The sequence below is a fragment of the Nitrospina sp. P1_D6 genome, from assembly GCF_052156615.1.
Lineage (GTDB): Bacteria > Nitrospinota > Nitrospinia > Nitrospinales > Nitrospinaceae > Nitrospina.
Map to the genome: position 1 here is coordinate 721,471 of NZ_JBQKUN010000001.1, position 13,717 is coordinate 735,187.

Genomic DNA, 13,717 nt, shown 5'->3' on the forward strand with positions numbered 1-13,717 from the left:
CGAAACCAATCTCCATATAATGGATTCAAGGTTCATTTGATAAAGGTCGCCTCCGCTTGAATCACACCGCCTCCAGGGAATTGCTCCTCGAAAGCACGGAATACATTCCTGAAATATTCGGTACCCAGGACACCAACCTCAAACAGATCGAAAAAAAATTCAACGTCCGCATCACCACCCGGGAAAACCAGATACGGATCAGTGGTGAACCCAACGAGGTGGAAGCGGTCGAGCGCCTGCTCGTGCAATTGCACGACATGCTGGCCGCAGGCCAGCGACTGGTCAATGGCGACATCAAATTTGCCATTCGGCTCATGGCGGAAGATCCGGAAGTCGACCTGAAAGGCCTGTTCGGCGAACGCATTCCCGTATCACCCAAAAAGGGATTCATCACTCCCAAGGGCAACACCCAGCGCAAAATGATCCAGGCCATCCGCCAGCACGATATCGTGCTCGCCATCGGCCCCGCCGGTACGGGTAAAACGTACCTCGCCGTCGCCATGGCGGTGGAGGGTTTTTTGAAGCGGCAGTTCCGGCGCATCATCCTCACCCGTCCCGCCGTGGAAGCGGGAGAAAAGCTCGGCTTTTTGCCTGGAGACATCGCTGAAAAAATCCAGCCGTACCTGATGCCGCTTTATGACGCGCTCTACGAAATGGTGGAGTTCAACCAGGTCCAGCAGATGATTGCCGAAGGGTACATCGAAATCGCCCCCCTCGCCTATATGCGGGGACGCACGCTGAACGATTCGTTCATCATCCTCGACGAGGCCCAGAACTCGACCCGGGAACAGATGAAGATGTTCCTCACCCGGCTGGGGTTCCGGTCGAAAATGGTCGTCACCGGCGACATCACCCAGGTAGACCTGCCACGCGGCGTGCAGTCCGGCCTCATCCACGCAAGAGGAATTTTGCAGGACGTCAACGGCATCGACCTGATCGAATTCGGTCAGAAAGACGTGGTGCGGCACGAACTGGTGAAAAAAATCATAGGTGCCTACGACCGGGCCGAAAGCGAAGAGCCACCCCCTTCTGAATGAAATCCCGTATCTCCCGCTTCAAAACACCCGTTCCGCCAAGTCCACCCATCCTGATAAAATGACGCCATGCCCGTCCTTGTAAAAAACGACCAATCGGTCCACAAAATCGATGTTCGCTGGATTAAAAAGGAAGCGCGCCGGGTGTTGAGGCTTCTGGATCTGGAGAACGACGAACTCAGTGTCCTGCTGACGGACGATGCCCGAATCCACGAGCTCAACCTGGAGTACCGCGACAAGAATCAGGCCACGGATGTGCTTTCGTTCCCACAGGATGAGGATGCGGTCAACGAAACCGGCGACCGCCTGCTGGGCGATGTCGTCATCTCCGTCGAGACGGCGGACCGGCAGGCGCACGATCACCGCCTGTCCCTGCAAGAGGAGTTGATCCTCCTCCTCATTCACGGCATACTGCACCTGATGGGTTACGACCACGAAACGTCCCGGAAGGACGCACGTTTCATGAAGTCCAAAACGCAGGAAGTCTTCGGCCACATTTTCCCCGGCCGGCAACCTTCCGGAACCAGCAATTTCTAAATTTCCGGCCGTCTGCCGGGAGAGTGAATATGGAAAACCTCTGGGCCCCCTGGCGCATGAATTACATCAAATCCGACAAAACCAAGGAATGCATTTTCTGCACCGGTCCGCAGGCCAATGACGACATGGGGCGTAAACTGCTGTACCGCGGTGAACTGAGTTTTGTCATCATCAATATTTACCCGTATTCAAATGGGCACCTCATGGTATCGCCCTACCGCCACCTGTCCTGCCTCACCGATCTGGGCGGGGAGGAGCTGGCGGAGATCGGCCTGCTCACTCAGAAATCGATGGAGATTTTGCGCGCTTCGTACCACCCGGACGGCTTCAACGTCGGATACAACATCGGCAAAAGCGGTGGGGCGGGGTTTGAGGAACACATCCATTGCCACATCGTACCGCGGTGGACCGGCGACACCAACTTCATGCCTGTTCTCGCCGATACCAAGGTGCATCCGGAACACATCGAAGCCACATTTCAGCGACTGTATCCCGTTTTTCAGGAACTCAAAATTTAAATAAATCCGGTCATGGCCAAAAACGCCAATAAGCAGAACGTGGTAGACGACGACACTCCCATGATGCAGCAGTACCAGAGCATCAAAAAGGAGTGTCCCGACGCCATCCTGTTTTTCCGCATGGGCGATTTTTACGAAATGTTCAACGAGGACGCGAAGGAGGCGTCGAAACTCCTCGACATCGCCCTCACCTCCCGCAATAAGAACAAACCCAACGCCATTCCCATGTGCGGAATTCCGCATCACTCCGCCAATATGTACATCAGCCGACTCGTGAAGAGTGGCAAAACCATCGCCATCTGTGAGCAGATGGAAGACCCGAAGCAGACGAAAGGGCTGGTACGCAGGGAAGTCGTGCGCGTCATCACACCCGGAACGGTTTTGGATGACAACCTGCTCGATCCCAAAAGCCATCACTTTTTGGTTTCCCTTTATTTCGGCAAGGAACAGACGGGCCTTGCGGCACTGGACATGTCAACGGGCCTCTTCAAGGTCACCGAGCTTCCTCCCTCTGCAGAGAGTTTACTTCAGGATGAGTTGGCCAAACTCGATCCAAAGGAAATCCTGATCCCGGAAAGCACCCTGAACGGAAACGGACCACGTCCTCCGGCGCTAGCCGATACAGATTATTTCATTCAGCCGGTTGAAGACTGGACGTATCAACAAGGCCAGGCACGTCGAGTGCTGACTGAGCAGTTCAAGACAAAAACGCTGGAAGGGTTCGGGTGCGAAACCTGGTCCGCAGCGGTGGGTGCTGCCGGCTCCCTGCTCCAGTACCTGAAGCAAACCCAGAAATCCGCCCTGCACCACATCACGTCGCTGTCCACTTTCAGCACGCAGGATTCCATGATGCTGGATCAGTCCACCATCAACAGCCTGGAACTGGTGCAATCGAGCGACGGCCAGCGCAAACATTCTCTTCTGGGACACCTGGACGCGACCTGCACTCCATTGGGTGCGCGCCGGTTGCGGGAATGGATCCTGAAACCACTCATTCGGCTGGAATCGATTGAACAACGCCTCGACCTGGTCGGCCACTACCGCGAACACCTGCTCGAAAGAAATGACCTGCGCGAAAAATTGAAACATATTTCTGACCTGGAACGCCTCCTCGGAAAAATTTCGATGGCAACGTGCACGCCACGTGACCTGATCGCGCTAAAAAATTCCCTTCGGGTATTTCCGGAAATCCAGGAGATGATCGGGCGTTGCGCCCTGCCTGCCATGAGTGCCATCCGCGACGGGTGGGACAATCTTGATAACTTGTATCAGGCAATCGACGAACGGATCGAGGACGACCCGCCCCTCAATATCAAAGACGGCGGGCTCATTAAACCTGGCTGTGACCAGGAACTGGACCGGTTGAAATCCATTATGAAGGACAGCAACCAGTCCATCGCCAACCTGGAGGCCCGGGAAAAAGAACGCACCGGTATACCGCAGCTCAAAGTTGGTTATAACAAGATCTATGGCTACTATTTAGAAATCACAAAGAAAAACCTCGACCGCGTACCGAACGACTACATCCGCAAACAATCTTTGGTCAACGCCGAACGCTTCATCTCCCCGGAACTCAAACAATACGAATCCGAAATCACGGGTGCCGAAGAAAAAGTGCAGATCATTGAACAAAGGCTGTTTCATGAGATTCGGCAGTCCGTTGCTGCCGAGGGCACGCGTATTCAGGCGATGGCGAAACGCATTGGAGAACTCGACGCCCTTCTCGGTTTCGCGCAAATTGCTCACCAGCAGGATTATTGCCGCCCGCAAATCAATGAAGGGGACGTGCTCCATGTCCAAAAGGGCCGTCATCCGCTGGTGGAACTGATCGATCCCAACCAACCCTTTATACCTAATGATATCCACCTCGATTGTGATGGACACCAGGTCGCAATCATCACCGGGCCCAACATGGCGGGCAAATCGACGTACCTTCGGCAGGTGGCGCTGATCGTGCTGATGTCTCAGGTCGGTTGTTTTGTACCTGCGGAGGAAGCAGAGATCGGACTGGTGGACCGAATATTCTCCCGGGTCGGCGCACAGGACCATTTGCAAAAAGGACAGTCCACGTTCATGGTAGAGATGAACGAGACAGCAAACATTCTCAACAACGCCACGCGCAGAAGCCTGATCATACTTGATGAAATCGGCCGCGGAACAAGCACCTTCGACGGCATCAGCATCGCCTGGGCCATCGTAGAGTTTTTGCAGGGACCTGACCATATCGGTGCCAAAACATTATTCGCCACTCACTATCATGAACTCACGGAACTCGAAAGGCTGTTTCCCGGCGTCAAAAATTACAACGTGCAGATCAAGGAGTGGAATGACGAAATCATTTTCCTGAGAAAAATTATTCCCGGAGGCGCGGACAAAAGTTACGGGATCCATGTCGCCCGGCTCGCCGGTCTTCCGGAGCAGGTACTGCAACGCGCCAACGAAGTGCTGTTCAATCTCGAAAACAACGAGTACGATGAGGTCGGAACTCCTAAACTGGCACAACCCCAACCGCCGGAAACCGGTCCCCATCAGCTTGGCCTGTTCGGCGAAGTGCCTCCCCCCCTGATCCAAATGATCAAACGGCTGGATTTGGATGACCTGACCCCGCGCCAGGCCCTGGAGAAGCTTTATGAACTTCGCGACCTGCTGAAAAAAAGCTGATCTCCCAATGTGCAGCCCTTGAGCCGAATGTCCTTCAAAAACCCATTCAAATTCAAAGCGCTAAAATGGGGCTCGGTTTCCCGCCCGGCATCCTCCTTCCATGACCTGATTCCAAACCTTCAAGGCCAAAATAAATTCAATTTTTGTAAATATTTACATCTTTTTTAAAATCCTTTAAGATATATTACAACTGGGGGAAATCTAATCGCTGGCTTACCTGTCGTTATCTGAATCCCCTGCTTGAAATTCCTTTTTTGAATTAGCGATACATTTTAAGGACAAATATTAAATTGTTGGCACAAACTGTTTCAGGATGCGCCCGGCAGGGCATTCTCATTTTGCTTTGCATCGGCTTCATGGTGATTCCGGCGTGGGCCAAACCGGTTCTGTCGGATGTGACCCTTCGCTCTGATCATGAACAGATTTTGGTGGATGGTACGCTTCACGATGCTTTTACCGACAAAATGATGGAAGCCTTGCACAGCGGTGTCCCATTGACGTTCCATTATAAAGTTGAGCTTCGCCGTCATTTAAGCTTTTACCCCGACGAGATGATCAGCCAAAAAACCATCGCCCATACGGTACAGTACGATACCCTCAAAAAAACCTACGAGTTTTCTTCGCAGGGTGACAATATGGAACGTAAGGTGGTGACCCGGAAATCTGACTTGTGCCGGGAATTGATGATGACTTTGAAGGATATCCCCCTGTCCTCGATATACCTTCTCGATCCCGACGAATGGTATTATGTCCGCGTCAAGGCGGAAATGATCAACGATGACGGCCTCTGGTTCCCCTTCAACTGGTTGTTGTTTTTTGTACCTATCCACGATTTCGAAACTTCGTGGACTGAATCCAGTCTGATCCAGGTGGAACCCAACAAAGGATTCCCCGCGGATGCGACTCAACCTCTTCGGAGCCCTTCCGGGACGCACGGCGGGGGATTGAACAATGCCGTTCGAGCCTTTAGCAAATAATCCATACGATTCCCACCTCACCGAAGACCAGCTTCGAAGGAAAAAAAATCGGGCCCGCCGCAATTTGGCCCTGATCATCATTGCGCTTGGCCTGCTGTCTTACTTTGAGTTCTCTTACCTGCGCCAGCAAAACGCCACCATTTCGGACAATATCCCAGTCCTTCTTCTTTTCAACGTCATAATCATCCTCCTGGTCCTGTTGGTGACGTTGATTGCGCGCAACCTGACGAAGCTGTACAACGAACGTAAAAGCCTTATGATCGGGGCGAAATTCCAGACCAAACTGATCCTCGCCTTTTTAACCCTGGCCCTTGTCCCTTCCGTCCTATTGTTTTTCGTAGCGAGCAAATTGTTCAGCTACAGCATTGGAACCTGGTTCAGTGTTCAGGTGGAACAATCCCTTCAGCAGTCCATGGAAGTCGCGCGGGAATACTATTCCCACGTGGAAAAGACCAACCTGTTTTACGCAAAGAAACTGGAGCAGTTCATCACCAACAACCAACTCTACCTGGAAGACCGACGCGACCAGTTGAGGCGGCTAACGGAAATGAAAGTGGAAGAATATCAACTGGGGGGAATAATCATTTACGACCACGAGGGCCGCGTGGTCGTTTCCTACGCCAGCCGTTCCATGCCGGAGACCTACACAAACAAGGATTACTCAGACCTGATTCAGGAAAGCATGGCAAATGAAACCATTACCGAGCCCCGCTCCTTCACCAAGGGCAATTATATGGTGGTGATCACTCCCCTCATTCAGCGTCTGGAGGACAAACCGGCCATCTGGGGTTACATCCTGACCCTTTCAAAAATCCCGCAAAGCACGCTTTTCAAAATCGAAAGCATCCGGAATGCATTCGAAGAGTATAAAAAGCAGAGTTTTCTCAAGCTGCCTGTCAGCGCCAATTATTTTGTCACCTTCATTTTAATGACACTGTTGATCCTGTTTTCCGCCATCTGGCTTGGTTTTTACATGGCGCGGGGTATTACGGTTCCCATTCAGGAACTGGCACAGGGAACACGGCGCATTGCCGAGGGCGACCTCAACTTCAAGGTGGACGTCGCCACCAACGACGAAATTGGCATGCTGGTCAATTCGTTCAACAGCATGACCGATGAATTAAAACAGAGCCGTATCAAGATAGACCGAGTGCACAAAAACCTGAGCGACACGAATATAGAACTGGAGCGCCGCCGTTACTACACGGAAACCATTCTGGAAAATATCGGTGCGGGGGTGGTTTCCATTGACAAAACAGGCATCATCACCACCATCAATAAAGGGGCAAAACGTCTGCTTAAAATGGGCGATCGCAAGGTTTATGGGCGAAGTTATAAAGAAGCGTTTGATCCGGTTTTTCGAGATGCCATCCGCAACACCATTAAGCAAATCGACGTGAGCCAGCAGGAATCCTTTGAGAAAAAACTGGAATTGACCGTCGGTGACAGCACCCGCACCTTTTTGGTGAACATCAAATTCATGCGTGACAGTTCGGGAAAATACCTGGGAATCCTTCTTGTGTTTGAAGATGTGACGCAGCTCATCAAGGCGCAAAAAATTTCCGCCTGGCAGGAAGTGGCGCAGGGCATTGCTCATGAGATCAAGAATCCGCTGACACCGATTCAGCTAAACACGCAGCGCCTTCGTAAAAAATATTATGAAGACAAGAAGTCATTCGCCAAGGTGTTTGACGAGAGCATCCGTATCATCACCCAGGAAGTGGAAGGCATGAAGGACCTGCTCAATGAATTTTTAAGGTTTTCCCGGATGCCCACCCCCCGGCCCCGCCCGGCATCCGTCCACCAGATTATTGACGACGTTCACAAACTGTACAAAAACCATACTAAAAAACCACACGTGGCCAAAGAGTATGATCCGGGAATTTCTCTTCTCAACATTGATCCGGAGCAGATCCGCCGCGTTTTTATTAATCTTTTTGACAACGCGCTGGACGCCATTGATGCCGGCGGCACGCTTCGGATCGCCACGCGCAAGGATAAACGGTCGGGCACCATCCAGATTCACTTTTCAGATAATGGAAAAGGGATAAATCCGTCTGATCGCGACAAGTTGTTTTTGCCCCATTTCACCACCAAAAAACGCGGCACCGGTTTGGGGCTTGCCATCGTCACCCGCATCATAAACGAGCATAACGGGAGCATCCAGGTGGCCGACAACAATCCCAAAGGCACTGCTTTCATAATCGAATTGCCGGACACCTCTGCCCAGGCCACCTCCCCGGGGTCCCGGGAACCCGCCCTGCCCCGCTCGACTCCCCCTGCCTGAGCCCGTTTCCCCAGCCAATTTCCACATCTTTCCAAAACCCGGAAATTTTAATAGAATATAGAATCATAGCCATTGATCATCAGGATGAAAACCCATGACCAAAAAACATGATTTTTTAATAGGTAAAAAATGGACCGGGGCCGTTGAAACGGTTCCCGTGACCAATCCATATACTCAGGAAGTCATTGCCGATGTTTCGCTGGCCACACCCCAGGAAATCGATCGGGCTATCGGGCTTGCGGTTGAAACCTTCCAGACCACACGCAATCTCCCGTCCTACATGCGCAGGGACATCTGCAATCAGGTTGCGGAAGGAATCGAAAAACGTAAAGAAGAATTTTCCCGGACCCTTGCGATGGAGTCCGGAAAACCGCTGATTTACTCCCGCGCCGAAGTAGACCGTTCCATCTCCACTTTTCGTATTGCAGCGGAAGAGGCGACTCGGATTCACGGCGAAGTGCTGAACCTGGATGTCACCGAGGCCGCGAAAGACAAAACCGGGCTCACCCGGCGTTTTCCCCTGGGAGCCATCTCCGGCATATCGCCTTTCAATTTCCCTCTCAACCTGGTGTCGCACAAAGTGGCCCCGGCACTGGCGGTGGGCAATCCCATTGTACTGAAACCAGCGTCGTCCACCCCGCTCACAGCCCTGTTGCTGGGTGAAGTGATTCTCGAAAGCGATGCGCCGGAAGGTGTATTTAGTGTGGTCCCGTGCAAAAGCCGGGACGCCACCGCGCTGGTTGAAGATCCGCGCCTGCAACTCGTGTCCTTCACCGGGAGTCCTCCCATTGGCTGGGACATCAAAAAGCGTGCAGGCAAAAAGCGCGTCATTCTGGAGCTGGGCGGAAACGCAGGGGTTATTGTTGAACCGGATGCCGATCTCGATTTCGCAGCCAAACGGGTCTGCTTCGGCGCCTTCTCGTTTTCAGGACAGGTATGCATTTCGGTTCAACGCACCTACGTCCATGAATCTGTGTTCGACACCTTTATCGACAAACTGACTGCCGAAACCCACAAACTGAAAAAAGGCGACCCGCTGGACGAATCCACCACTTTCGGCCCCATGATCGATACCGGCAACTCCGAGCGCATCGAATCCTGGGTGAAAGAGGCATTGGATGACGGAGCAAAACTGGTCACCGGGGGCAAACGCGATGGCGCCTTCTTTGATCCGACCATTCTCACCAATGTCAAGCGCGACAAGAAGGTCGTTTGTGAAGAGGCCTTTGGCCCCCTTCTTGTGGTCGAGCCCTACAGGGACTTTCAGGAAGCCCTCGATACCATCAATGATTCGGATTTTGGTTTGCAGGCGGGGGTGTTCACCAATCATCTGGAGAACTCCATGCGGGCCTTCAATCAACTCCATGTCGGAGGCGTCGTGCTCAACGATGTGCCCACCTTCCGCGTTGACAACATGCCCTATGGCGGCGTGAAAGATTCGGGTTTCGGGAGGGAAGGCATCAAGTACACCATCGAGGAAATGACGGAAATCAAACTCCTGGTGATGAACAAATACCTTTAATTCCAACTATTGAAAGTAGCAAAACCATGACCGAGCAGGCTCGCTTCGTTGACAATGGAAACGGTACCATCACTGACCACAAACTTCAGCTGATGTGGAAAAAAACCGATTCGTTTCAGGACACGAAAAAGTGGCAGAACTGGTTTCGCGGCCACGAATACATGCAAATCGTGAATCTTGAAAATTTCGGTGGCTTCGATGACTGGAGGTTTCCCTACGAAGACGAGGCCTTCAGCCTGCTGGAATTGAATAAAACAAACAAAGACAAGTACGGCGACGACATTTACCTGGACTCCGTTTTCGAACCCGGGTCCGCGGGAGTCACATGGACGGAAGACGTAAAGGAATCAGCCGCGCTGGTTGTTCAGTACGAGGATGGGGTGAAGGTGTGGCCGTCGCAATATGCCAACCTGAACATGGCTGTTCGGCTGTGCAGGAACCTCACCTGATCGGTTCCACATACCTGCCCACAAGGGGTGGATAAACCACATGGGTACTGGGCGGGGTGGGACCGAAATACTCGAACCAGGGTTTTGCCACTACCTGGATGGTATTCACCTCGGATGAAAATACCTTCGGAAACTGTGGATGCTTGCGTTCGGCCCACACTTCAATCCGCGCCATCCGCTCGGTGGGAAACTGAAAGTCCGGACCGCGCAAAGTCGATTTATTCAGGCTGACCCGTACCGAACCGTCGGGATCCGACATGTAACCCGTCTCACCGCTTGCCGCAAGCCGCCATTGGCGTCCCTGGGCGAGCAACAACCTCCATTTGTATGAGGTCTGAAATCCCCGCGCCTGCGCCACAAAAAGAGTCGGATCCAGAAACTGAATCCAGGCTTCCTTGTCCTCCAGGTAAAAGTAAAGGTTCATCACAGGCGTTTTGGAAAGTTGCTCCTGGAATATTTTTTTCTGCATGCCGCCACAACGTGGAAACTTGAGGATGGTTTCCGTATCGATGCGCTGATCGGCCCACATTTCCTGTCGAAGAAGCAGGGCATCGGGCGATTGAAGGAAACAACTAGCTGCCGCCAGTTTGTGATCGATGTCGCGAGGACGCGGTGTTTCCATCGCTTTTTTCAAAACTTGCATTAATTTTTGATCCGCTTCAGGGTGGATGGTCCGCGCCGCTTCCTGAAGAATATCCAGTACCCCCTGCCAGTCCTCCTTACCAACAGCCTGTTTAAAATCACCTTCAATTAATTCTGCATAGGAACCTGGACGTTCCGTAAAATATTCCTTACCAAGAAATACCTTTTCCTTCATGAAACGGTAACGATCGGGATTGGTGTAACGAAAATACGGGTAATGGATATACCCGGCCACGGAATTGGCAAAATCCTCCATCGCGTTTTCGCGGGAGTGGATGGGATGCTGGAGGTCAGACACCGGCGCGTAACGCATGGTGTCCGGATTGTTCAGCAGAGTATAAATGAAATCGCTTCCCGGTTCGGCATCCAGTGCGGGCATGTTGTGGATGCGGAATCCCGCAAGCGTCAGCCAGTCAGGCTGAAGGCTGGGAAACTCGTGAAAAAGATCAAAGATATGCCCCATTTCATGATGGACAATGTTTTGAAACACTTTCTTGTCCAGATAAAACAGGTCGTTATAAAACTCGATCCGCGGCTGTTCGTCCGCAACCATCACCAGGTGATGTTTGGCGGCCTGACGGTAAATGGTGGACAAGGGAGGGAACGTGGCGGCAAACACCTCTCCCGGAACCATCGCCTGCTTTCCGGCCTGCAGTTGGTTGGCACGGTAAAAACCCTTCAGACCGGGAATCCGGTGAAAAATATCCGGCAGCAGATCAAAGGCTTCATGAAGTTTGCGAATTTCATCCGACGTCCAGCCACGGTCCAGGTCCATCAGCACATACCCAAAGGCGGACTGGAACTTTTCCTTCAGCTCATTGATCTCGCCGCGGTAATCGCCTTTGTATTCGTAGAGGGGTCGTTTGCGGGTTGGTTCGTCCTCCTCCGAACCCAAGTGGCTGGCCCAGACGGGGAGTGTGAGGAGGCAGGAGAACAGAAACGCCGCCAGCAATTTGATTATCCCGGTGGGAGGAAGGCATCTCATGCACTCAGTTTACCTGAGGCAGGATCGGCAATACAAGCAGATTTGAAATGCCTTTTAAAAGGGGAGAATACGGAGTCGCAGACCGCCAAACACGTTGATAGGGGGACCGGGTTCGAAAAATCGGCCGAAGGCGGCATTGATGCGGACATTGGCATTGTAGCGGTCGTCGAACAGATTATTGACCCCGGCAAACAGGGAGGCCTCAACACACTCCCACTTCCCTTCCCAGCCCAGTAACAGTTGACCCAGGCTGTAACCGGCGTTCGGAGCGGTGTTTGCGTTGTCGGCGAAAACCCGCCCGACCCTTTGCACCCGGACCTGACCGAAGGTTCCGGATGGATGAGTATAACTGACCCGCCCTTCCCAGTGGTGGACGGGGACGCCCGGAAAGGTCTTGCCCTCCAGACTGACGTTGTTGGCCACGAACTCCTCAAACTCGAAATCCGAATATGTATAAGCCGCCTCCGCCTGAAGACCGTGCCACATCGGCGTCGCCAACCGCGTCTCCAGGCCCAGGCGCCGTGACTTCCCGGCGTTCCGGAAGAAGGTTCGCCCTGGAAACGCGGGGAGTTCGAATGGTGTGATCTCGTCCCACGAACGGATGTAAAACACCGCCACCTCATACTCCCAGTCCGCGGGCTTGCCGCGCAGACCCACCTCCTGGCTGAGTGAGGTCTGCGACTGGAGATCGGGATTGAAACCACCTGTACCGGACGGATTGTTGATGAGTTCCGTGGTGGTCGGCGCCTCAAACACGGAAGCCACATTGGCGTACATCTGGTGCCGGTCCGCCAAGTGATACACCACACCCACAGTCCCACTCCCCTGCGACAGGGTCTGGGAACCGGACTGGTCGCCGTCGCCTCCAAACGCATCGTCCACACGGTAGTGCAACCAGTCCCAGCGCCCTCCCAACACGATGTCCCATTTCTTCGACATCTTCCATTCATTGCGGAAAAACGGTCCGACGCTCTGCACGCGCTCAACCTGGTCGAAGGTCAGCGCCCCTTGCCGGCCGTTGTTGTTGTCAAACCGCTGGCGGTCATCGTTCTGGATGCCGTAATCAAACCCTGCCAGAAAGCGGTTGGCCCGGTCCGCAACCTTTCGGTCGTTTTGCCATTGCACGGCCAATCCACCCACCCAGCGGTCGAACTGCACACGGCCCCCGGAGGTGAATGGGAGTCGGTTTTCAAAATCGCGGCGAAGCAGATGTACGGTGACGTTCCATTCGTCCTGCGCTGTGGGCAATTTGCGGTAGCGCACGGCCAGTTGTTCCTGGTCCACCTCCTCTCCAGCGTTGAACAACAAGTTGCGCGGAGCCCCCTGGCGGGGATTGGTCACGGACTGCTGAAGGGTCAACCCGCCAGGGTCTTCTGTGAGCGGCGAGTAAAACTTGCGGAAAAGCACCATCCAGTCCGAATCCGCCCCTCCATACAGGTTGACCTTTAGCTGGGCAAACAGGTTTTCCACCCGGCTGTGACGGCGCCAGCCGGTCTGGCCCAGCCGCGATGCGAACATCCCGTAATCAAAATCTCCTTCCCGCTTGCCTGCCCACATCTCTGTTTTGGAGTACCCGAATGAACCGAATACCTGGCGCGGGGCCAGTTCCAGTCCGTGCGATTGGGGTTCGCGTGTGGTCATGGAAATCATGCCGCCGGAGGCATTGCCGAACAGGGAAGCCGAAGGTCCCCGAAGAATCTCCATTCTCTGGATGAGGGATGTGTCGATGGAATCCAACTGGGTCTGGCCGTCGGGAAGGGTCTGCGGGATTCCGTCCACACGAACCTGGATTCCGCGAACGCCGAACGGCGACCGTGCACCGAAACCCCGGATGGCGATGCGCAAATCCTGGGCAAAGTTGAATCGGTTCTGGAAGAACACACCGGGGGCGCCCACCCCAAACTCCTCCAAAGTGGCGCCGGGTGAATGATTTTGCCAGGCACCACGATCGATCAGGCGCAGGCTGTTGGGGATGTCGTCGGGGGATTTTTTCGTACGCGTGGCAGTGACATCAAGCGGTTGGAGAACCACCGTTTCGGAAGATTTCTCCGGTGCCTCCTGCCCCCATCCCAGGGAAGCAAGGCACAGCATCGTGGCAAAAGCAA

At 53.5% G+C, this 13,717-nt stretch carries 10 protein-coding genes; 8 read left to right on the forward strand and 2 right to left on the reverse strand.

The features are described from left to right. The first annotated feature begins 56 nt into the window (after positions 1-56). From ACTRXA_RS03400 to ACTRXA_RS03435, 8 genes are all read left to right on the forward strand, one after another. On the forward strand, positions 57-1,037 hold the full coding sequence (locus ACTRXA_RS03400; RefSeq protein ID WP_442425801.1) for a PhoH family protein: 981 nt from the start codon (positions 57-59) through the stop codon (positions 1,035-1,037). Between the two features lie 66 nt (positions 1,038-1,103). Further along, positions 1,104-1,571 (forward strand): rRNA maturation RNase YbeY, encoded by a 468-nt coding sequence (gene ybeY, locus ACTRXA_RS03405; protein WP_442425802.1) that lies wholly within the window; start codon positions 1,104-1,106, stop codon positions 1,569-1,571. A 29-nt stretch (positions 1,572-1,600) separates the two neighbouring features. Continuing rightward, positions 1,601-2,089, forward strand: a complete 489-nt coding sequence (locus ACTRXA_RS03410; protein ID WP_442425803.1) for an HIT family protein — start codon at positions 1,601-1,603, stop codon at positions 2,087-2,089. Between the two features lie 12 nt (positions 2,090-2,101). After that, positions 2,102-4,750 carry a DNA mismatch repair protein MutS gene (mutS, locus tag ACTRXA_RS03415; RefSeq protein WP_442425804.1) on the forward strand — a complete coding sequence of 883 codons (2,649 nt, stop codon included), beginning with the start codon at positions 2,102-2,104 and terminating at the stop codon, positions 4,748-4,750. 356 nt (positions 4,751-5,106) lie between these two features. After that, the gene (locus ACTRXA_RS03420; protein WP_442425805.1) at positions 5,107-5,727 is read left to right on the forward strand and encodes a DUF4390 domain-containing protein; all 621 of its coding nucleotides are present in this window, start codon (positions 5,107-5,109) and stop codon (positions 5,725-5,727) included. A gap of 64 nt (positions 5,728-5,791) precedes the next feature. Further along, on the forward strand, positions 5,792-8,014 hold the full coding sequence (locus ACTRXA_RS03425; protein WP_442425806.1) for an ATP-binding protein: 2,223 nt from the start codon (positions 5,792-5,794) through the stop codon (positions 8,012-8,014). A gap of 94 nt (positions 8,015-8,108) precedes the next feature. Then, positions 8,109-9,536 carry an aldehyde dehydrogenase family protein gene (locus ACTRXA_RS03430; RefSeq protein WP_442425807.1) on the forward strand — a complete coding sequence of 476 codons (1,428 nt, stop codon included), beginning with the start codon at positions 8,109-8,111 and terminating at the stop codon, positions 9,534-9,536. A gap of 26 nt (positions 9,537-9,562) precedes the next feature. Further along, positions 9,563-9,985 carry an Lcl domain-containing protein gene (locus ACTRXA_RS03435; RefSeq protein WP_442425808.1) on the forward strand — a complete coding sequence of 141 codons (423 nt, stop codon included), beginning with the start codon at positions 9,563-9,565 and terminating at the stop codon, positions 9,983-9,985. Here ACTRXA_RS03435 and ACTRXA_RS03440 read toward each other — a convergent pair. Together ACTRXA_RS03440 and ACTRXA_RS03445 are read right to left on the reverse strand one after the other, a co-directional pair. Continuing rightward, the gene (locus ACTRXA_RS03440; RefSeq protein ID WP_442425809.1) at positions 9,978-11,579 is read right to left on the reverse strand and encodes a hypothetical protein; all 1,602 of its coding nucleotides are present in this window, start codon (positions 11,577-11,579) and stop codon (positions 9,978-9,980) included. The genes ACTRXA_RS03435 and ACTRXA_RS03440 overlap by 8 nt on opposite strands. An 87-nt stretch (positions 11,580-11,666) precedes the next feature. After that, entirely contained in the window at positions 11,667-13,643 is a 1,977-nt protein-coding gene (locus tag ACTRXA_RS03445; RefSeq protein WP_442425810.1) for a TonB-dependent receptor family protein, read from the reverse strand. Positions 13,644-13,717 lie beyond the last annotated feature (74 nt).

Bases quoted from the DNA above. Each gene is read 5' to 3' on its own strand.
- ybeY (WP_442425802.1), top strand. From the start codon at position 1,104: ATGCCCGTCCTTGTAAAAAACGACCAATCGGTCCACAAAATCGATGTT.
- mutS (WP_442425804.1), top strand. From the start codon at position 2,102: ATGGCCAAAAACGCCAATAAGCAGAACGTGGTAGACGACGACACTCCC.
- ACTRXA_RS03430 (WP_442425807.1), top strand. From the start codon at position 8,109: ATGACCAAAAAACATGATTTTTTAATAGGTAAAAAATGGACCGGGGCC.
- ACTRXA_RS03410 (WP_442425803.1), top strand. From the start codon at position 1,601: ATGGAAAACCTCTGGGCCCCCTGGCGCATGAATTACATCAAATCCGAC.
- ACTRXA_RS03420 (WP_442425805.1), top strand. From the start codon at position 5,107: ATGGTGATTCCGGCGTGGGCCAAACCGGTTCTGTCGGATGTGACCCTT.
- ACTRXA_RS03435 (WP_442425808.1), top strand. From the start codon at position 9,563: ATGACCGAGCAGGCTCGCTTCGTTGACAATGGAAACGGTACCATCACT.